The sequence below is a fragment of the Streptomyces sp. NPDC085932 genome (genome assembly GCF_044540525.1).
In the GTDB taxonomy this organism is placed as follows: Bacteria; Actinomycetota; Actinomycetes; order Streptomycetales; family Streptomycetaceae; genus Streptomyces; species Streptomyces levis.
The window spans coordinates 151,551-172,463 of sequence record NZ_JBITSJ010000008.1 but is presented as its reverse complement, the minus strand read 5'-3'; the positions used below and the strand labels follow the sequence as shown (position 1 = coordinate 172,463).

The 20,913-nt window shown below is 71.4% G+C and carries 14 protein-coding genes; 8 read left to right on the top strand and 6 right to left on the bottom strand.

What is annotated here, in order from left to right:
- Positions 1-5 precede the first annotated feature (5 nt).
- Entirely contained in the window at positions 6-2,024 is a 2,019-nt protein-coding gene (locus tag ACIGAQ_RS33465; protein ID WP_399789670.1) for a site-2 protease family protein, read from the bottom strand.
- Between the two features lie 188 nt (positions 2,025-2,212).
- On the opposite strand from ACIGAQ_RS33465, the gene ACIGAQ_RS33460 reads away from it, so the two are divergent.
- Complete coding sequence (locus tag ACIGAQ_RS33460) at positions 2,213-3,280, top strand: RecB family exonuclease (protein ID WP_311684108.1); 1,068 nt, start codon at positions 2,213-2,215, stop codon at positions 3,278-3,280.
- Positions 3,281-3,334: 54 nt separating this feature from the next.
- A complete protein-coding gene (locus tag ACIGAQ_RS33455) occupies positions 3,335-4,006 on the top strand; it encodes a response regulator transcription factor (RefSeq protein WP_030606450.1) in 672 nt (223 codons plus the stop codon).
- A 90-nt stretch (positions 4,007-4,096) separates the two neighbouring features.
- On the opposite strand, the gene ACIGAQ_RS33450 is transcribed toward ACIGAQ_RS33455, so the two are convergent.
- The 4 genes from ACIGAQ_RS33450 to metH form a co-directional block, all read right to left on the bottom strand.
- A complete protein-coding gene (locus tag ACIGAQ_RS33450) occupies positions 4,097-5,680 on the bottom strand; it encodes an ABC transporter substrate-binding protein (RefSeq protein ID WP_399789667.1) in 1,584 nt (527 codons plus the stop codon).
- A 108-nt stretch (positions 5,681-5,788) separates the two neighbouring features.
- A complete protein-coding gene (locus tag ACIGAQ_RS33445) occupies positions 5,789-7,393 on the bottom strand; it encodes an ABC transporter substrate-binding protein (protein WP_399789664.1) in 1,605 nt (534 codons plus the stop codon).
- Between the two features lie 409 nt (positions 7,394-7,802).
- Positions 7,803-8,504, bottom strand: coding sequence for an HAD family phosphatase (locus tag ACIGAQ_RS33440; RefSeq protein WP_311684101.1), 702 nt, complete (start codon positions 8,502-8,504; stop codon positions 7,803-7,805).
- A gap of 171 nt (positions 8,505-8,675) precedes the next feature.
- Positions 8,676-12,191 (bottom strand): methionine synthase, encoded by a 3,516-nt coding sequence (metH, locus tag ACIGAQ_RS33435; protein WP_399789661.1) that lies wholly within the window; start codon positions 12,189-12,191, stop codon positions 8,676-8,678.
- A gap of 337 nt (positions 12,192-12,528) precedes the next feature.
- Between metH and ACIGAQ_RS33430 the strand changes: the two genes are divergently transcribed.
- The 6 genes from ACIGAQ_RS33430 (at position 12,529) to ACIGAQ_RS33405 (ending at position 19,553) form a co-directional block, all read left to right on the top strand.
- Positions 12,529-13,302, top strand: a complete 774-nt coding sequence (locus ACIGAQ_RS33430; RefSeq protein ID WP_311684097.1) for an IclR family transcriptional regulator — start codon at positions 12,529-12,531, stop codon at positions 13,300-13,302.
- A gap of 272 nt (positions 13,303-13,574) precedes the next feature.
- On the top strand, positions 13,575-14,369 hold the full coding sequence (locus tag ACIGAQ_RS33425) for an MIP/aquaporin family protein (protein ID WP_311684095.1): 795 nt from the start codon (positions 13,575-13,577) through the stop codon (positions 14,367-14,369).
- An 80-nt stretch (positions 14,370-14,449) separates the two neighbouring features.
- Positions 14,450-15,988 (top strand): glycerol kinase GlpK, encoded by a 1,539-nt coding sequence (gene glpK / locus ACIGAQ_RS33420; RefSeq protein ID WP_311684093.1) that lies wholly within the window; start codon positions 14,450-14,452, stop codon positions 15,986-15,988.
- An 8-nt stretch (positions 15,989-15,996) separates the two neighbouring features.
- Entirely contained in the window at positions 15,997-17,613 is a 1,617-nt protein-coding gene (locus ACIGAQ_RS33415; RefSeq protein ID WP_362279002.1) for a glycerol-3-phosphate dehydrogenase/oxidase, read from the top strand.
- A 125-nt stretch (positions 17,614-17,738) separates the two neighbouring features.
- Positions 17,739-18,410, top strand: coding sequence for a FadR/GntR family transcriptional regulator (locus ACIGAQ_RS33410; protein WP_399789656.1), 672 nt, complete (start codon positions 17,739-17,741; stop codon positions 18,408-18,410).
- Positions 18,411-18,569: 159 nt separating this feature from the next.
- Entirely contained in the window at positions 18,570-19,553 is a 984-nt protein-coding gene (locus ACIGAQ_RS33405) for a PAC2 family protein (RefSeq protein WP_311684088.1), read from the top strand.
- 67 nt (positions 19,554-19,620) lie between these two features.
- Here ACIGAQ_RS33405 and mshC read toward each other — a convergent pair whose 3' ends face one another.
- Entirely contained in the window at positions 19,621-20,850 is a 1,230-nt protein-coding gene (gene mshC / locus ACIGAQ_RS33400; protein ID WP_362279000.1) for a cysteine--1-D-myo-inosityl 2-amino-2-deoxy-alpha-D-glucopyranoside ligase, read from the bottom strand.
- Between the last annotated feature and the right edge of the window lie 63 nt (positions 20,851-20,913).

Genomic DNA, 20,913 nt, shown 5'->3' with positions numbered 1-20,913 from the left:
CCCCGTCAGGACGGCCTGGCCATCGCCTTGACGAAGGCGCGCTCCACGTCGGCCGCCGACAGCACGCCGTAGATCTCGCCGGTCTCCTCCACCACCAGGTACTCGGTCGCGGGGGTCGCGCGCAGGGCGTCGAGGAGTTCCTCGCCGGACAGCTCCGCCGAGACGCGCATGCCGTCGGTGAGGTCCTGGGCGAGACCGCTGACGGCGACCCAGGGGCGGCGGTGCTCCGGTACGCCGACGATGGCGGCCTCGCGGACGAGCGAGAGGGGCCGGCCGTCGGCGTCGACGACGACCAGGGCGCGGGCTCCGGCGGCGTTGGCGCGGCGCAGGGCCTCCGAGAGCGGGGTGTCGCCCTCGACGGGGACCGCGCGGCGGGTGAGCGTGCGTGCCTGCAGCTCGGGGAGGTGCTCGCGCAGCCGTGCCATGCGCAGGCTGTTGCCGGCGCCGGTCCAGATGATCGCGGCGAGGATGGCGGCGAGCAGGGCGTCCAGGACCGTGTCCATGCCGACGTTGTCCACCGCGTCGGAGCCGAGCGCGCCGGACTGGGTGAGCAGCGGCAGGCCGATGAGGACGGAGACGGCGAGGGCCCGGCCGACCCAGGCGGCGGCGATGGTGCCGCTCATCGGCTTGCCGGTGAGCTTCCAGACGACCGCGCGGAGCATGCGGCCGCCGTCGAGGGGCAGGCCGGGCAGCAGGTTGAACGCGGCCACGATCAGGTTGGAGATCATCAGGCCGGCCAGCAGCACGCCCGGGACGGTGCCCGGGTCCACGGCCTGCAGGCCGGCGTAGAAGACGCCGGCCAGGACGAGCGAGAGCAGCGGGCCGACGAACGCCAGCACGAATTCCCGGCCAGGGGTCTCGGCCTCCTTCTCGATCTCGGAGACGCCGCCGAAGAACTGGAGCTGGATGCGGCGGACCGGGAGCTTGAAGCGGAGGGCGGCGACGGTGTGGGCCAGTTCGTGGACCAGCACGGAGGCGTAGAAGGCCACGGCGAAGAAGAGCGAGACCAGGTAGCGGGCGGCGCCGAGCTCCGGCAGCACGCGCTCCAGCTGCCCGCCGAACACCCAGGTGATCAGGGCGGCGACCAGGAACCAGCTGGGGGCGACGTACACGGGCACCCCGAAGGGCCGTCCCATGAGCAGCCCACCCCGGGGCTCCGGCCGCTGGGGGGCGGGCCCCTTGCCGTCGGCGGAGTGCGCGAGGGGGCGGTGACCGGCGGCGGAGGGGGGTCCGGCCGGGGCCCCGGGCCGGTGATCCGGGGCCCCGGGGGCCGGAGCGTGGCGGTCCGGACTTTGGCCGGAGGGGGCGCTGCCCGGGTGACCGCGGTCCGCGCCGGGCTCGTCGGCGTCGGGGGCGCGGTGGCCAGGGTCCGCCGCCGGGCGGCCGTCGGCAGGGGGCGCGTGGTGATCGTCCGTGGTGGACCCGTGGGGCGCGGGACCGGGGTGAGGGTCGCCGGCGTAGGCGCGGTCGGGGTGGGCGTCGGCGGCGGGGCCGGTCGGGCCCGCCGGAGCATCCGTCCGGGGAGCCCCCGTGGCGTCCTGCTGTTCTGCCGTGCCGGCCTCGGGGGTGTTCGCCGTTGCGGGGCGAGGTGTCGGAGAGGGGGCCGCTGCCGGTCCCGGTCCTGAACCGTCTCCCGCCGGCTCGTTCGCCGGAGCGGGCCCGGCCGCCGGGGCATCCGCCGCGACGGGACCGGGTGCCGGGCTCGGCCCTGTCGGCTTCTCCCCCGCCGGCCCTTCCGCCGTCGGCTCCTCCCCCGCCGGCTCTCCAGTCGTCGGCATTTCCCCCGCCGGCTTCTCCTCCGCCAGTTGCTCCTCCGTCGGCGTTCCCGATGTCCGCTTCTCCGCCGTGGCCGGTTCGGGCTTCGGTGGGGCGGTGTCCGGTCCGGCCGGGGTGAAGGGGCGGTCCTCGACGGGGCGTTCGTCGGGGGAGGCCGGGCCGGCGGGCCGGGCCGGGGGTCCGGCGTGGTGCTCGGCCGACTCGTCGTTGCCGGACCGCGGCTGCCCGCGCCCGCCGCTCTCCTCCACCGGTGTCCCCTCGTTCGAAGCGTCTCCCGCGCCTGCCGGACGGGAGGGTCTCGAGTCGATGGTATGCGTCCGCCGAGGCGCGTTCCGCCCCGGCACCCCTGTGTTTCCCGTACGTCGACGGTCCCTCCCGGCTTCCCCCACGCGACGCGCTCGGCTCACTGTCGGTGGCGGGCCGTAAGGTCTGTGGCATGGAGACGAGCAGCGAGGGCACGGCGCAGCCCGAGAGCGGCCCCGCCCCGGCGGTGGAGCCGCCCGTCCCGGCGGTGCCCGGGGCGGCGGTGGACACGGCCGCGCAGACCGGGACGGAGGACACCGCCGCGCAGGCCGTGGCGGAGGCGGCTGCCGAGACGGCCGCCGTCAGCGACCTCGTGACGGGACCCCGCGCCATACCGCCCGCCTCGCTCTCCCCCTCCCGTGCGAGTGACTTCATGCAGTGCCCGCTGCTCTACCGCTTCCGGGTCATCGACCGCCTCCCGGAGAAGCCCAGCGAGGCGGCGACCCGGGGCACGCTGGTGCACGCGGTCCTGGAGCGCCTCTTCGACGCCCCGGCGGCGGAGCGTACGCCGCCCCGGGCGAAGTCGCTGATCCCCGGCCAGTGGGACCGGCTGCGCGAGACGCGGCCGGAGGTCGGTGAGCTGTTCGCCGACGACCCCGAGGGCGAGCGGCTGGCGCGCTGGCTGGGCGAGGCGGAGCGGCTCGTCGAGCGCTGGTTCACCCTGGAGGACCCCAGCCGGCTGGAGCCGGCCGAGCGGGAGCTGTTCGTCGAGGCGGAGCTGGACTCGGGGCTGCGGCTGCGCGGCATCATCGACCGGGTCGACGTGGCGCCCACGGGCGAGGTCCGGATCGTCGACTACAAGACGGGCAAGGCGCCCCGGCCCGAGTACTCCGAGGGCGCCCTGTTCCAGATGAAGTTCTACGCCCTCGTCGTCTGGCGGCTGAAGAACGTGGTGCCGCGCCGGCTGCAGCTGGTCTACCTCGGCAGTGGCGAGGTGCTCACGTACGACCCGGTCCTGGCGGATCTGGAGCGGGTCGAGCGCAAGCTGCTGGCGCTGTGGGAGGCGATCCGGCTGGCGACCGAGACGGGTGACTGGCGGCCGCGGCCGACGAAGCTGTGCGGCTGGTGCGACCACCAGGCGCACTGCCCGGAGTTCGGCGGCACTCCCCCGCCGTACCCGCTGCCGGTGCGCACGGCGGACGGCGGCGGCCCGGGGCTGGTCCCCCGGGCGGACGCGGTCGCCGCCGGTGAGGGCGCCTGAGTCCGGCGGGCCCGCGCAGGGCAGAATGGGGCCGGACTAGCGAAGGAGACTTACGTGGCCATCCGCGTCCTACTGGTCGACGACCAGCCACTGCTCCGTACGGGCTTCCGGATGATCCTGGAGGCCGAGCAGGACCTCGCGGTCGTCGGCGAGGCCGGAGACGGCCTCCAGGCGCTCGACCAGGTGCGGGCCCTCCAGCCCGACGTGGTGCTGATGGACATCCGCATGCCGCGGATGGACGGCGTGGAGGCGACCCGGCAGATCACCGGCCCCGGGCGCGACGGCCCGGCGAAGGTGCTGGTGCTCACCACCTTCGACCTCGACGAGTACGTGGTGGAGGCGCTGCGGGCCGGGGCGAGCGGCTTCCTGCTCAAGGACGCGCCCGCCAACGAGCTGGTGCAGGCCATCCGGGTCGTGGCCGCGGGCGAGGCGATGCTCGCGCCGAGCATCACGCGCCGGCTGCTCGACAAGTACGCCACGCACCTGCCCTCGGGCGACGAGCCGGTGCCGGACACGCTGCACACGCTGACCGACCGCGAGGTCGAGGTGCTGAAGCTGGTGGCGCGCGGCCTGTCCAACGCGGAGATCGCCGCGGACCTGTTCGTCAGCGAGACCACGGTCAAGACGCACGTCGGGCACGTGCTCACCAAGCTGGGTCTGCGCGACCGCGTGCAGGCGGCGGTGTACGCCTACGAGAGCGGACTGGTGCGCCCCGGGGCGCAGTAGGCGGAGCAAGCACAGCCGCGCAATGACGACCGGCACGACGAGAAGGGCGCCCCCTGCCGAGCAGGAGGCGCCCTTCGTCACATCCGTGCGTCAGGCGTCCTTGCTCAGCTCCCAGAAGCGGAACACGGTGGACGCGTCGAGGCAGTACTCCAGGCCGTAGACGCCGTCGCGGACGACCGCGTACTGCTTGGCCTGCCACACCGGCAGGACGGGCAGTTCGTCGGCGACGATGTCCTGCAGCTCGCCGAACTCCTTGTCCGTGGCCGCCCGGTTGGTGAGGGAGGCGGTGCGCGGGATGAGCGAGCCGGTGATGGTGCCGTTCTCGTAGTTGTTGTCGAGCACGTTGCCCTTGCCGAAGAAGGGGGCCGTGAAGTTGTCGGCGTCCGGGTAGTCGGGGACCCAGCCCTTGACGTAGACGCCGTACTTGCCGGCCGCGATGTCCTTCTCGTACTGGCCGAAGGGCACGGACTTCACGTCGGCGTCGAACAGACCGCTGGCGTTGAGCTGGCCGGCGATGGCGGTCAGCTCCTGGTCGGTGGCGGGGCCGTAACGCGAGGGGGTCGACCAGAGGGTCAGCTTCACCTTGCCGGTGATGCCGTCCTCGCGCAGCGCGTCCGCCGCCTTGGCCTTGGAGGGCCGGGCGCCGTAGGTGTCGAAGAAGGCGGTGTTGTGGCCCGCGATGCCGGCCGGGATGATCGAGTACAGCGGGGTCGCGGTGCCCTGGTAGACGTCCCGGATGAGGGCCTCGCGGTCGAGCAGGTGGGCGATGGCCCTGCGGACGCCGAGCTTTCCGGCGACCGGGTGGTCCATGTTGAACACCAGGTGCTGGACCTCGGCGCTGCTGCCCTCGACGACCTCGGCGCCGGTGCCGTCGTCGGCCTTCTCCATGTCGGCGATGTCGCTCGCGGTCAGACCGCGGTAGGCGATGTCGACTTCCTCGTTCTGGATGGCCTGCTTCAGGGCGGTCTGGTCGCCGTCGAAGAACTTGAGCGTCACGCCGGTGTTCTTCACCTCGGCGGTGCCCTTGTAGTTCTCGTTGACGGAGAAGACGGCGTGACCCTTGTCGATCGAGTCGAGCTTGTAAGGGCCGGAGCCGACGGCCCGGCCGTCCTCGCGCAGGCCGTCCGCGTCGTACTCGCGGTGGTCCACGATGGACCCGGCGCCGGAGGCGATCTTGCTGGGGAAGGTGGCGTCGGCCGTGTTGAGCCGGAAGACGACCGTCCGCTCGTCCGGCGTCTCGACCTTCTCCAGCGTCGGGAACATGATCGCGGGCCCGTCCGGGTCGTTGATCTTCAGCATGCGGTCGAAGGAGAACTTGACGTCCTTCGAGGTGAGTTCGTTCCCGTTGCTGAACTTCAGCCCGTCCTTCAGGGTGCACTTGTAGACCGTGGTCGCCGCGTCGCTGAAGGCGCAGGTCTCGGCGGCCTCGGGCTGCGGTTCGGTGGCGCCCTTGGGGAAGCTGAGCAGCGACTGGAAGACGTTGTTGAACAACAGCCAGGAGCCCGGGTCGTAGCCGGAGGCCGGATCGGTGGCCAGGACGTCGTCGGACATCCCCACCACCACGTTGGAGCCGTCCCCCGCGGAGTCTCCGGTCTCCGTGCCACAGCCGGTCAGCAGTCCGGAGGCGAGCCCGGCCACGATGGGCAGGACCGGCCACTGGTTGCGTATGTTCACGTGTGTGCCTTGTCGTCGGTTCTCGAGAACGCCCGGAGCCTGTCCCCGGCTCCGGGGCACGGTTCCCCGGGGGCCGCGGTCACCGGCCCCGGGGTTCCCTGGGGTACGTCAGCCGCTCACGCCTCGGCCGAGCTCCCACAGCTGGAGCGTCGAGGAGGAGTTGAGGGCGTAGGCGGTACCCGTGATGTCGTCGCGCGCGGCGACGTACTGCTTGCCCTGCCACAGCGGCAGCACCGGCACGTCACTGGCGACGATGTCCTGAATGTCCGTCAGGCTGGTGGAGGCGGACAGCCGGTCCGCCTCCCGGCGGGACTCGGGGATCAGGGTGTTGCGGATGCGGCTGTTGGCGTAGGGCGAGCCGAGGGTGTTGTCCTTGTCGAGGAACGGCGCGAGGAAGTTGTCGGCGTCCGGGAAGTCCGGGAACCAGCCCATGCCGTAGACGTCGTACTCGCCCTTCTTCTCGGCCGGGCGGAACGTGTTCCACGGGGTGCCCTTGATGTCGACCTCGAACAGGCCGCTGGAGTTCAGCTGGTCGCGCAGGACCTCGAACTCCTTCTTGGTGCCGGGGCCGTAGTGGTCGGTCGTGTAGTGCAGCGTGAGCTTCACCGGGGTGGTGACGTTCGCCTGGTTGAGCAGCGAGCGCGCCTTGGTGACGCTCGGTTCGCCGTACTTGTTGAAGAACGAGTTGGAGTGGCCCGTGACGCTGGCCGGGACCAGCGAGTACAGCGGCTCGGCCTGGGAGCCGTAGACCTTGGCGACCAGGGCGCTGCGGTTGACGACCTGGGCCATCGCCTGGCGGACGGCCTTGGACTTCACGCTCGGGGCGTCGGTGTTGAAGCCCAGGTAGCGGATCTCCAGGCCGGGCATCTCGACGAGGTCGACCTCGGTGTCCGCGTCGCCCGAGAGCTTGCGGATCTGGTCGGGCGACATGGCGCGGGTCATCAGGTCGATGTCGCCCTTCTCCAGCGCCTCGCCCATGGCGTCGGCGTCCTTGAAGGCGACCATCTCGACCTTGTCGTTGTTCACCTTCAGGGTCCCCTTGTACTCGGGGTTCTTGGTGAACTCGGCCCGGACCATCTCGTCGTTCTCGACGACGGCCTTGAGGGTGTACGGACCCGAGCCTTCGAGGTCGAAGCCGTCGCGCAGCTTGTTCTTCGGGTAGTCGTCCGGGTCGACGATGCCCGCGACCGGGGTCGACAGCTTGTACGGGAAGGTCGCGTCGGCCGTCTTGAGGTGGAAGATGACCTCGCGGTCGCCCTGCGTCTCGACCGTGTCGATGGTGGACAGCAGGGCGAAGACGCCGCTGTCGGCCTTGAGGGAGAGGGCGCGGTCGATGGAGTACTTCACGTCGGCCGCGGTGACCGGGTCGCCGTTGGCGAACTTCAGGCCGTCGCGCAGGGTGCAGGCGTAGCGCTCGTTGCCGGTGTCGGTGAAGCCGCAGCGCTCGGCGGCCTCGGGCACGGGCTCGCCCTCACCGCGCGGCTGGATCATCAGGGTCTGCACGGTCTGACGCAGGACGTTCCAGGTGCCGACGTCGTAGGCGTACGCCGGGTCGAGGGGCGCGGGCGCGTCCTTCGAGGCGGTGAACCGGTCCGTGGTGCCGACGACGATCGCGTCGCTGTCGCCGCTCCCGCTGCCGGAACCACCGCAGGCGGCGAGCACGGGCGCGAGCAGGCCGACCACGGCCGGCAGCACCAAAGTCTTGCGGTTCATGCTCGAGTTTCTCCAGAGCTGTCGACTCCGTGTACCCGGCATGCAGGGGTGGCGCAGCGGATCACGGGGGTGGGGCGAGGTTCTCGCGACGAGATTAGTCCGGCCCGGCAGGAACCCTCGCAGTGACCGGAGTTGAGCACCCATCACGCTGCGGAACCGGGCGCGGACGCACCGAAAACCCGACAGGGGAAGCTTTGGTGCAGCGTTCCATCAATCAGGACACAAGGGCACGCCGACGGCCCCCGGGAGGGGGTGCACAGCACACACCGGACCCGCTGTCGACCCCGGACCGCGTGGGGAACGTCACACGCGTAAACGGGTTCGAGGGTACGGGAATTCGGTCATCCGGAGGGGTTCGAATTCACCCGCGGAATTTCCGCCCTATCCCCGCTGCACGCTGGGTGAACGCCTAGCGCATTTCCGTCATCAGACCGTGCAGAAATGTCAGGTCGACCTCTTCGAGCGAGCTGACGACCGTACGCCCGAGGGCCGGCTGGATGGGGGCGACGGACGGCACGGCCACGACCCGGCAGCCGGCGGCCTCCGCCGCGGCGACGCCCGTGGCGGTGTCCTCGATGACGGCGCAGCGGGCCGGGTCGGCACCGAGGCCGGCGGCGGCCGCCAGGTAGGGGTCGGGGTGGGGCTTGGTGCGCGGCACCTCGTCGCCGGCGACCGTCAGGTGGAAGTGGTGCGCGCCGAGCGAGGCGAGCACCCGGTCGATGATGCGCCGGTGCGAGGCGGAGACGAGGGCCGTGGGGATCTCGTACTCGTACAGCTCGGCCAGCAGCCGGCCGGCGCCCGGCATCAGCGGCAGGGCGCGGCCGATGCGCTCCTCGAAGCCGTCGTTGAGCAGGACCGTGAGTTCGTCGAGGCCGATGTCGGCTCCGGTGGCCTCGATCAGGAAGCCCGCGCTGCGGGTCATGGGACCGCCCACCACGACATGGCGCCAGGACTCGTCGAGCCTGTGGCCGAGGGAGGCGAAGACCTCCACCTCGACGTCCCACCAGAAGCCCTCCGTGTCCACCAGGGTGCCGTCCATGTCGAGGAGCACGGCCTGGAGGGCCGATCCTTCGGCCGTCCGGGTACCGAGCGCGGGGACCGTACTGGTCATCCACCTACCTCCTTGAGGGACGATCAGGCCGGCTCCCACGAAGGGAACCGGCCTGCAGTGGACCGACCAGTCTACGTCGTCTTTGGCGGAAGTGCCTCGTTCGGCCGCTGTGCCCCCGGGCACACGGTGCGTACGCCGGGGGTGGCGGTGGCGTGTGCCCGGCGGGCCGGGTCAGCGGGCGTTGAAGTACTTCGCCTCGGGGTGGTGGATCACGATGGCGTCCGTGGACTGCTCCGGGTGCAGCTGGAACTCCTCGGACAGGTGGACGCCGATGCGCTCCGGCTGGAGCAGGTCGGCGATCTTCGCGCGGTCCTCCAGGTCGGGGCAGGCGCCGTAGCCGAGGGAGAAGCGGGCGCCCCGGTACTTGAGCTCGAACATGCCCTGCATCTCGTCCGGGTCCTCCCCGGCGAAGCCGAGTTCCGAGCGCACGCGCGCGTGCCAGTACTCGGCGAGGGCCTCGGCCAGCTGCACGGACAGACCGTGCAGTTCGAGGTAGTCGCGGTAGGCGTTGGCCTCGAACAGGCGCGCGGTCTCCTCGCCGATGCGCGAGCCGACGGTGACGACCTGGAGGCCGACGACGTCGGTCTCGCCGGACTCCTCCGGGCGGAAGAAGTCGGCCAGGCACAGGCGCCGGCCGCGGCGCTGGCGCGGGAAGGTGAAGCGGGTGCGCTCGTTGCCCTGGTCGTCCAGGATGATCAGGTCGTCGTCCTTGGAGACGCAGGGGAAGTAGCCGTAGACCACGGCCGCCTCCAGCAGGTTCTCCGTCTGGAGCCGGTCGAGCAGGCCGCGCAGCCGGGGGCGGCCCTCGCTCTCGACGAGTTCCTCGTAGGACGGGCCCTCGCCGGTGCGGGCCTGCTTCAGGCCCCACTGGCCCTTGAACAGGGCGCCCTCGTCGAGCCAGCTCGCGTACTCCTTGAGCTGGATGCCCTTGATGACCCGGGTGCCGCGGAAGGGGGGCTCGGGCACGGGGTTGTCGGTGGCCACGTCGGAGCGGACGTGCCCCTCCTCGGGGCGCTCCTCCACGGCGGCCGCGGCGGTGGCCCGGACCCGGCGCTGCTTCAGCTCGGGCAGCTTCGCGCCGGGCACGCCCCGCTTGACGCCGATGAGGGCGTCCATCAGGCGCAGGCCCTCGAAGGCGTCCCGGGCGTAGCGGACCTCGCCCTCGTAGAGCTCGTGCAGGTCCTGCTCGACGTAGGCGCGGGTGAGGGCGGCGCCGCCGAGGATGACCGGGTACTTCGCCGCCAGGTCGCGCTGGTTCAGCTCCTCCAGGTTCTCCTTCATGATCACCGTGGACTTGACCAGGAGACCGGACATGCCGATGACGTCGGCCCTGTGCTCCTCGGCCGCGTCCAGGATCGCGGAGACGGGCTGCTTGATGCCGAGGTTGACGACGTTGTAGCCGTTGTTGGTCAGGATGATGTCGACGAGGTTCTTGCCGATGTCGTGCACGTCGCCGCGCACGGTGGCGAGCACGATGGTGCCCTTGCCGGCCTCGTCGGTCTTCTCCATGTGCGGTTCGAGGTGGGCGACGGCGGCCTTCATCACCTCGGCGGACTGCAGGACGAACGGCAGTTGCATCTGGCCGGACCCGAACAGCTCGCCGACGACCTTCATGCCCTCCAGCAGGGTCTGGTTGACGATGTCGAGCGCGGGCCGCTCCCGGAGGGCCTCGTCGAGGTCGGCTTCGAGGCCGTTGCGCTCGCCGTCGATGATGCGGCGCTGCAGGCGCTCGTCCAGCGGGAGGGCGGCCAGTTCCTCGGCCCTGCCGGCCTTGAGGGACTTGGCGGTGGCGCCCTCGAAGAGCTGCATGAGCTTCTGCAGCGGGTCGTAGCCCTCGGCGCGGCGGTCGTGGATGAGGTCCAGAGCCGTCTGGACCTCCTCCTCGCTGAAGCGGGCGATCGGCAGGATCTTCGACGCGTGGACGATCGCCGAGTCCAGGCCCGCCTTGACGCACTCGTCGAGGAAGACGGAGTTCAGCAGGATGCGGGCGGCCGGATTGAGGCCGAAGGAGATGTTGGACAGGCCGAGGGTGGTCTGCACCTTCGGGTGGCGCCGCTTCAGCTCGCGGATGCCCTCGATGGTGGCGATGCCGTCCTTGCGGGACTCCTCCTGCCCGGTGCAGATGGTGAAGGTCAGGCAGTCGACGAGGATGTCCTCCTCGTGGATGCCCCAGGTGCCGGTGAGGTCGTCGATGAGCCGCTCGGCGATCTCGACCTTCTTCTCGGCGGTGCGGGCCTGGCCCTCCTCGTCGATGGTGAGCGCGATGAGGGCGGCGCCGTGCTCCTTGGCGAGCTGCGTGACCTTGGCGAAGCGGGACTCGGGGCCGTCGCCGTCCTCGTAGTTCACCGAGTTGATCACCGCGCGGCCGCCGAGCTTCTCCAGGCCGGCCCGGATCACGTCGACCTCGGTGGAGTCCAGCACGATCGGCAGCGTGGAGGCGGTGGCGAAGCGGCCGGCCAGTTCCTCCATGTCGGCGACGCCGTCGCGGCCGACGTAGTCCACGCACAGGTCGAGCATGTGCGCGCCCTCGCGGATCTGCTCGCGGGCCATCTCCACGCAGTCGTCCCAGCGGCCGTCCAGCATGGCCTCGCGGAACTTCTTCGAGCCGTTGGCGTTGGTGCGCTCGCCGATGGCCAGGTAGGAGGTGTCCTGCCGGAACGGCACCGACTGGTAGAGGGACGCGGCGCCCGGCTCGGGCCGCGGGTCGCGCTCGGGCGGGGTGACGTCCCGGACCCGCTCGACCAGTTGGCGCAGGTGCTCGGGGGTGGTGCCGCAGCAGCCGCCGACGAGGGAGAGGCCGTAGTCCCGGACGAAGTTCTGCTGGGCGTCGGCCAGGCCCTCGGGGTCGAGCGGGAAGTGGGCGCCGTCCTTGGTGAGGATCGGCAGGCCGGCGTTGGGCATGCACAGCAGCGGGATGCGCGAGTGCCGCGTCAGGTAGCGCAGGTGCTCGCTCATCTCGGCGGGGCCGGTGGAGCAGTTCAGGCCGATCATGTCGATGCCGAGGGGCTCCAGGGCGGTCAGCGCCGCGCCGATCTCGGAGCCGAGCAGCATGGTGCCGGTGGTCTCGAAGGCCATGGAACACAGCAGGGGGACCTCGACGCCGGTGGCCTCCATGGCCCGGCGGGCGCCGAGGACGGACGCCTTGGTCTGCAGCAGGTCCTGCGTGGTCTCCACGATCAGCGCGTCCGCGCCGCCGGCGAGCAGGCCCTCGGCGTTGGCCTGGTAGCCGTCGCGGATCGTGCCGTAGGTGATGTGGCCGAGCGTGGGCAGCTTGGTGCCGGGACCGATGGAGCCCAGGACCCAGCGGGGCCGCCCGTCCCGGGCGGCGTACTCGTCGGCCGCCTCGCGGGCGATGCGGGCGCCTGCCTCGGACAGTTCGTGGATCCGCTCGGAGATCTCGTACTCGGCCATGGCCGAGTGGTTGGCGCCGAAGGTGTTGGTCTCGACGCAGTCCACGCCGACGGCGAAGTACGCGTCGTGCACCGAGCGGACGATGTCCGGGCGGGTCACGTTGAGGATCTCGTTGCAGCCTTCGAGATTCTCGAAGTCCTCCAGCGTGGGGTCCTGTGCCTGGAGCATGGTGCCCATGGCACCGTCGGCGACCACCACACGGGTGGCCAGTGCCTCTCGGAGCGCGGACACGCGGGTCCGGCTGTCAGCGGAAGGGGTCGGCGGCAACGAGGCCATGAAAAGGGCTCCCTCGGATGCGACGGCTGTCGGCTATGCGGCTTCCCGGACATCCGGCAGGGCATCCGGGGACGGCGCACGGCGCCAGCGTAACCGGGAGTCGGCTCGGATGGGCAGCGCGTCCACGGGGCGGACGCGCCGGCTTCGCCGGGGCCGCCCGGGCGGCGGGCCGGTGGCGGTCCGGCCCGGGCCTGCCGGGTCCGGACGGGGCCGGGCGCAACAAATGGCGACCTGCCATTAGCGAGAGGTCGGCAACGACCGGTAGTGTTCGACATTGCCGAACGAGGGCTGTGGGCCCCGCTTGTCGGCGGTCGAAGGGGACGGAGGCAGTACGGCGATGGCACGGAACATCCAGTCGCTCGAGCGAGCGGCCGCGATGCTGCGGCTGCTGGCGGGCGGCGAGCGGCGGCTCGGCCTGTCGGACATCGCCTCGTCGCTGGGCCTGGCCAAGGGCACGGCCCACGGCATCCTGCGCACCCTCCAGCAGGAGGGCTTCGTGGAGCAGGACGACGCCTCCGGGCGTTACCAGCTCGGCGCGGAGCTGCTGCGCCTGGGCACCACCTACCTGGACGTGCACGAGCTGCGGGCGCGCGCCCTGGTGTGGACGGACGACCTGGCCCGCTCCAGCGGCGAGAGCGTCTACCTGGGCGTCCTGCACCAGCAGGGCGTACTGATCGTGCACCACGTGTTCCGGCCCGACGACAGCCGGCAGGTCCTGGAGATCGGGGCGATGCAGCCGCTGCACTCCACGGCCCTGGGCAAGGTGCTGTCCGCCTACGACCCGGTGGCGCACAGCGAGGCCCTGGAGGCCGACCGCAAGGCGTTCACGGACCGGACGGTGTGCGAGCCGGAGGAGTTCGAGCACATCCTCGACGTCACGCGCGCGCGGGGTTACGCGGCGGACGTGGAGGAGACCTGGGAGGGCGTCGCCTCGCTCGCCGCCCCCATCCACGACCGGCGGCGGATGCCGGTCGGCGCGGTCGGCATCACCGGCGCCGTGGAGCGGCTGTGCCGCACCGGCGAGGAGACCGTGCTGCGCCCGGAGCTCATCGCGGCCGTCCGGGACTGCGCCCGCGCGGTCTCGCGGGACCTGGGCGCCGGGCGGTTCTGACGCCACACGACGGAACCGGGGCGCCGCACGGCGTCCCGGCCTTCGGCATGCCCCGGCTCACCCCCGTTCCCACCTGCACGAAGATCCACGGACACACGCGATCAGTAACGATCGTGTTTTCGACTACACAGCTCTTGACGTGCTCGTAACGCCGAAGCAAGACTCCCGTCCATCGGTCGACATTGCCGAACAGCTACCGGCAATACGCGCTAGAGTGTGACAACGCCAGGCCGGTATCGAACTTCCCTGGACGTAGGACAAAGGAGTCGCGGGTGTCCAGCTCCGACATCTTCATCGGCGAGACCATCGGTACCGCCATACTCATCCTCCTCGGCGGTGGCGTCTGTGCCGCCGTCACGCTGAAGGCTTCCAAGGCACGTAACGCCGGCTGGCTCGCCATCACCTTCGGGTGGGGCTTCGCGGTGCTCACGGCGGTCTACACCACGGCGCCGCTCTCCGGCGCCCACCTGAACCCGGCCGTCACCCTCGCCCTCGCAATCAAGGACGGCGACTGGAAGAACGTCCCGGTCTACTGGGCCGGACAGGTCCTCGGCGCCATGATCGGCGCGGCCCTGGTCTGGATCGCCTACTACGGCCAGTTCCACGCCCACCTCACCGACCGCGAGATCGTCGGCGGTCCGGGTGCGCAGGACACGGCGGCCAAGGCCGTCGAGGCCCAGGAACAGGGCGCCGGCCCGGTGCTCGGCGTCTTCTCCACCGGCCCCGAGGTCCGGGTCGCCTGGCAGAACGTCGCCACGGAGATCATCGGCACGGTCGTGCTGGTGCTGGCCGTGCTCACCCAGGGCCTGAACGACGCGGGCAACGGACTGGGCACCCTGGGGGCCCTGATCACCGCGCTCGTGGTGGTCTCCATCGGCCTCTCCCTCGGCGGCCCGACGGGGTACGCGATCAACCCGGCCCGTGACCTCGGTCCGCGTATCGTGCACGCCCTGCTGCCGCTGCCCAACAAGGGCGGCTCCGACTGGGGCTACGCCTGGGTCCCCGTGGTGGGTCCGCTGATCGGCGGCGCCATCGCGGCAGGCATCTACAACGTCGCGTTCGCCTAGGAGGACCGCGCGTCCGCGCGAAACTTCCAGCAAGCGCCGTACGTAAAGCCCCTTGAACCCGGAATTATCAGGAGCACACAGTGACCGACGCGCACACCGCCGGCCCCTTCATCGCCGCCATCGACCAGGGCACCACCTCGTCCCGCTGCATCGTCTTCGACCGGGACGGCCGGATCGTCTCCGTCGACCAGAAGGAGCACGAGCAGATCTTCCCGAAGCCGGGCTGGGTCGAGCACAACGCCACCGAGATCTGGACGAACGTTCAGGAGGTCGTCGCCGGGGCCATCGAGAAGGCCGGCATCACCCGCGACGACATCAAGGCCATCGGCATCACCAACCAGCGCGAGACGACCGTGCTGTGGGACAGGAACACCGGTGAGCCCGTCCACAACGCCATCGTCTGGCAGGACACCCGCACCGACGCCCTCTGCCGCGAGCTCGGCCGCAACGTCGGCCAGGACCGCTTCCGCCGCGAGACCGGCCTTCCCCTCGCCTCCTACTTCGCCGGTCCGAAGGCCCGCTGGCTGCTCGACAACGTCGACGGTCTGAAGGAGCGCGCCGAGGCGGGCGACATCCTCTTCGGCACGATGGACACTTGGGTCATCTGGAACCTGACCGGTGGGGTCGACGGCGGCAAGCACGTCACGGACGTCACCAACGCCTCGCGCACGATGCTGATGAACCTGCACACCATGCAGTGGGACGACAAGATCTGCGAGTCGATCGGCGTCCCGAAGCAGATCCTGCCCGAGATCCGTTCCTCCGCCGAGGTCTACGGCGAGATCACCGGCGGCAAGCTGGGCGACCTGCTCGGCGGCATCCCGGTCGCCTCCGCGCTCGGCGACCAGCAGGCCGCCCTGTTCGGCCAGACCTGTTTCGCCGAGGGCGAGACCAAGTCCACCTACGGCACCGGCACCTTCATGGTGATGAACACCGGTGACAAGATCATCAACTCCTACAGCGGCCTGCTCACCACCGTCGGCTACAAGATCGGCGACCAGGACACGGTCTACGCCCTGGAGGGCTCGATCGCCGTCACGGGTTCGCTGGTGCAGTGGATGCGCGACCAGATGGGCCTGATCTCCACCGCCGCCGAGATCGAGACCCTCGCCCTGTCGGTCGAGGACAACGGCGGCGCCTACTTCGTGCCGGCCTTCTCCGGCCTGTTCGCCCCGTACTGGCGCTCCGACGCCCGCGGTGTGATCGCCGGCCTGACCCGGTACGTCACCAAGGCGCACCTCGCGCGCGCCGTCCTGGAGGCCACCGCCTGGCAGACGCGGGAGATCGCCGACGCCATGACGAAGGACTCCGGTGTCGAACTGGCCGCCCTGAAGGTCGACGGCGGCATGACCTCCAACAACCTGCTGATGCAGACCCTGGCCGACTTCGTGGACGCCCCCGTGGTGCGCCCGATGGTCGCCGAGACCACCTGCCTCGGCGCCGCCTACGCCGCCGGTCTCGCCGTCGGCTTCTGGAACAGCACCGACGACCTGCGCGCCAACTGGCGGCGGGCCGCCGAGTGGACCCCCCGCATGGACGCGGAGACCCGCGCCCGTGAGTACAAGAACTGGCTCAAGGCCGTCGAGCGGACCATGGGCTGGCTCGAGGACGAGGAGTAAGAAACAGCATGACCACTCAGTCCACCCTGCAGTCCGTGCCTGCCCTGGGGACGCACCCGGCCTCCGGCTCGAACCCGAGCCGGGCCGAGACCAGGGAGCAGCTCGCCAAGGCGTCGTACGACCTTCTCGTGATCGGCGGTGGCATCCTGGGCATCTCCACCGCCTGGCATGCCGCGCAGTCCGGCCTCAGGGTGGCTCTGGTGGACGCCGGCGACTTCGCCGGCGCCACGTCCTCCGCCTCCTCCAAGCTGCTCCACGGCGGTCTGCGCTACCTGCAGACCGGCGCGGTGAAGCTGGTGGCGGAGAACCACTTCGAGCGCCGCGCGGTCTCCCGCCAGGTGGCCCCCCACCTGGCGAACCCGCTCACGTTCTACCTCCCCGTGTACAAGGGCGGGCCGCACGGCGCGGCGAAGCTGGGCGCGGGCGTCTTCGCCTACTCCGCGCTGTCCGCCTTCGGCGACGGCGTCGGGCACCTGCTCTCGCCGGCCAAGGCCGCGCAGGACGTGCCCGAGCTGCGCACCGAGAACCTCAAGGCCGTGGCCGTCTACGGCGACGACCAGATGAACGACGCCCGCATGGCGCTGATGACGGTCCGCGCCGCCGTCGAGGCCGGGGCGGTCGTCCTCAACCACGCCGAGGTCACCGGCCTGCGCTTCACCCAGGGCCGGGTCACGGGCGCCGAGCTGAAGGACCGCCTGTCCGGCGACGAGTTCGGCGTCGACGCCCGGCTGGTGCTGAACGCCACCGGCCCCTGGGTCGACCACCTGCGCAGGATGGAGAACCCGAACGCGGCGCCCTCCATCCGCCTCTCCAAGGGCGCGCACCTGGTCCTGAAGCGCACCTCCCCCTGGAAGGCCGCGCTCGCCACCCCGATCGACAAGTACCGCATCACCTTCGCCCTCCCGTGGGAGGACATGCTGCTGCTCGGCACCACCGACGAGGTGTTCGAGGGCGACCCGGCGGACGTCTCGGTCACCGAGCAGGACATATCCCAGATCCTCGACGAGGCCGCCTTCTCGGTCCGCGACCAGCAGCTCAGCCGGGACCTGATCACGTACTCCTTCGCCGGTCTGCGCGTGCTGCCGGGCGGCCCCGGCGACACCGCCAAGGCCAAGCGCGAGACGGTCGTCACCGAGGGCCGGGGCGGCATGCTGTCCGTCGCGGGCGGCAAGTGGACCACCTTCCGCCACATCGGCCGGACGATCATGAAGAAGCTGGAGTCGCTGCCGGGCCACCCGCTCGGCGACGACTTCGAGCCGATCAGCGCGCTGCCGAAGAAGCTGCCGCTGCCCGGTATCGCCAACCCGCGCGCGGTCGCCCACCGGCTGCTGACCGACCGCCCGGCGCCCGGCCCGCGCATGGCGGCCGACACGGCCCGGCACCTGGCCACGCACTACGGCTCGCTGGCCTTCGACATCGCCCGGCTGGCCAACGAGAGCCCGGAGCTCGCCGAGCGCGTCCACCCCGACGCCCCGGAGATCTGGGCCCAGGTCGTCTGGGCCCGGGACCACGAGTGGGCCGAGACGCAGGACGACGTGCTGCGCCGCCGCACCACGCTGACCATCCGCGGCCTTGCCACGGACGAGGTCCGCGGCAAGGTGCAGGACCTGCTCGACAAGAAGTAGGCACCACCCGGCAGGACCGGGGGTCGCGCGGGGCGGTTCCACGCCGACGGAGCCGCCCCTTCCGCGTTCCCGGGCCCCCATAATGACCCGATACGTCGGAGGTCTTGAGCGACAGGGAGGCCGCCATGGCAGTCACCGACGAGGCGATCGAGAAGATCAAGGGGATGATCGTCTCCGGCGCGCTGCGACCGGGCGACCGGCTGCCCAGGGAGAGCGAACTCGCCGCCGGTCTCGGACTGTCCCGCAACTCCCTTCGGGAGGCCGTCCGCGCCCTGTCCCTCATCCGCGTCCTCGACGTCCGCCAGGGCGACGGCACCTACGTCACCAGCCTCGACCCGCACCTGCTGCTGGAGGCGATCGGCTTCGTCGTGGACTTCCACCGCGACGACACGGTCCTGGAGTTCCTGGCCGTCCGCCGCATCCTGGAGCCGGCCGCGACGGCGATGGCGGCCACCAGGATCAGCGAGCAGCAACTGGACGCGCTCACGGCGCAGCTGGACCGGCTCGGCGACGCCCCGTCCGTGGAGGATCTCGTCGCGTGCGACCTGGAGTTCCACCGCGGCATCGTGTCGAGCGCGGGCAACTCGGTGCTGTGCTCCCTGCTCGACGGGCTGTCGGGCCCCACCACCCGGGCGCGGGTCTGGCGCGGTCTGACCCAGGAGGACGCCGTGGGCCGCACGCTGCGCGAGCACCGGGCGATCCTGGCCGCCCTGCGCGACCGGGACGCCGAGGCGGCGCGCTCGTGGGCGACCGTGCACATCGCGAGCGTGGAGCAGTGGCTGCGCTCCACGCTGTGACCAGGGCCTCACGGACCGCTCGGCGAGATCCGGGGGTGTTCCCGGGTGGATCACGGGGCAGTGATGGGGGCACTCCCCCTGCGAGGGGGCTGCGGACGCCCCCTTGGCACGCCGTAAAGTTGGGGGGTCAAGCGAGGGCACGTCGGAAGGAGGCACTGGGTGATCGAGCTCGAGGGGGTTCCCGAGCTGATCGACCCGGTCATGGTGGCCGCGTTCGAGGGCTGGAACGATGCCGGCGACGCCGCCTCCACCGCGGTCGCGCATCTGGACAGGGAGTGGAAGGGCGAGGTCTTCGCGGCGCTGGACGCCGAGGACTACTACGACTTCCAGGTCAACCGCCCCACGGTCTTCATGGAAGCGGGCGTCCGCAAGATCACATGGCCGACGACAAGGTTGTCGGTGGTCCGGGTCGGCGGTGACAAGCCGCGCGACCTGGTGCTGGTCCGCGGGATCGAGCCGTCCATGCGGTGGCGTTCGTTCTGCAACGAACTGCTCGGCTTCGCACACGAACTCGGCGTGGAACTGGTGGTCGTCCTGGGCGCCCTGCTCGGTGACACCCCGCACACGCGTCCGGTGCCGATCAGCGGGACGACGTCCGATCCGGACCTGGCACGGCGCATGGACCTGGAGGAGACCAAGTACGAGGGCCCCACGGGCATCGTCGGTGTCCTCCAGGAGGCGTGCACGCACGCGGGCGTGCCGGCGGTCTCGCTGTGGGCGGCGGTGCCGCACTACGTGTCGCAGCCGCCCAACCCGAAGGCCACGCTGGCCCTGCTGAACCGGCTGGAGGACCTGATCGACGTGCGCATCCCACTGGGCGAGCTGCCCGAGGACGCGCGCGCCTGGCAGGTCGGCGTGGACCAGCTGGCCGCGGAGGACAGCGAGGTCGCCGAGTACGTCCAGTCGCTGGAGGAGGCCCGGGACACCGCGGAGCTGCCGGAGGCGTCGGGCGAGGCGATCGCCCGCGAGTTCGAGCGCTACCTGCGGCGCCGGGACGGCGGCGGACCGCCCGCGGCCGGCGGGCACGCGACGGCGGACGGCAGCGACAGCACGTCGTACCTGCGGGACAACCCCAGTGGCCGCACGCGCCCGCCGAAGCCGCCCAAGCCGGGCACGGACGACGAGGATTCGTCGGAGGACTGAGCAGCAGCGCGAAGGGGCGTCTCCCGGCCGGGAGACGCCCCTTCGCGTCGGGGCCACCGGGGTGCGGCTACAGCGCCACGCCCAGCAGCGCGTCCACCGCCCGGGAGACCACGCCGGGCGCGCCGATGTCCGTGCCGCCGTCCCGCTCCTGCCGGGCGACCCAGCGGTCGACCGCGGCGAGCGCGGCCGGGGCGTCCAGGTCGTCGGCCAGGGCCTCGCGCATCTCCTCCACGAGCGTCTCGGCGGGCGGGCCGTCCGGCCGGGACACCGCGGCCCGCCAGCGGCCGAGCCGTGCCACGGCGTCCTGGAGGACCTGGTCGGTCCACTCCCAGTCGGCCCGGTAGTGGTGGGCGAGCAGCGCGAGCCGGATGGCGGCCGGGTCGACGCCCTCGCGCCTCAGCGCGGAGACGAAGACCAGGTTGCCCTTGGACTTGGACATCTTCTCGCCGTCCAGGGCGACCATGCCGGCGTGCACGTACGCCTTCGCCATGGGGAACTCGCCGGTCAGCACCTGGGCGTGGGAGGCGCCCATCTCGTGGTGCGGGAAGGCCAGGTCGGAGCCGCCGCCCTGGATGTCGAAGCCCATGCCGAGATGGTCCAGGGCGATGGCGACGCACTCGATGTGCCAGCCGGGCCGGCCGCGGCCCAGCGAGCCGCCGTCCCAGCTGGGCTCGCCCTCGCGGGCGGCCATCCACAGCATCGGGTCGAGCGGGTTCTTCTTGCCGGGCCGGTCCGGGTCGCCGCCGCGCTCGGCGGACAGCAGCCGCATCGCCGCGGCGTCCAGGTTCGAGACCTGGCCGAAGTGCGGGTCGGACTCGACGGAGAAGTACACGTCCCCTTCGAGCTCGTAGGCCGCGCCCAGGTCCCGGAGCCGCTCGACGAGGGGGACGATCCCGGGTATGGCCTCGACGGCGCCTATGTACTGCCGCGGCGGCAGCATCCGCAGGGCCGTCATGTCCTCACGGAAGAGGGCCGTCTCCTGCTCGGCGAGCGCCACCCAGTCGATGCCGTCGCGCTGGGCCCGCTCCAGGAGCGGATCGTCGACGTCGGTGACGTTCTGGACGTAGTGAACCTGCCGCTTGGTGTCGAGCCACACGCGCTGCACGAGGTCGAACGCGTTGTAGGTCGCCGCGTGTCCCATGTGTGTGGCGTCGTACGGCGTGATGCCACAGACGTAGATTCGGGCGACGGGACCGGGGTCGAGGGTGACGAGGCCGCCGGTCGCGGTGTCGTGGATCCTCAGGTCGCGGCCCTGACCAGGCAGGGCGGGGACCTCGGAAGCGGGCCAGGCATGCATGCCTTGAGCCTAACCGGACTGAAGTTCCATATACGAATGGGAGCGGGCCGGACGGCCGAGAAG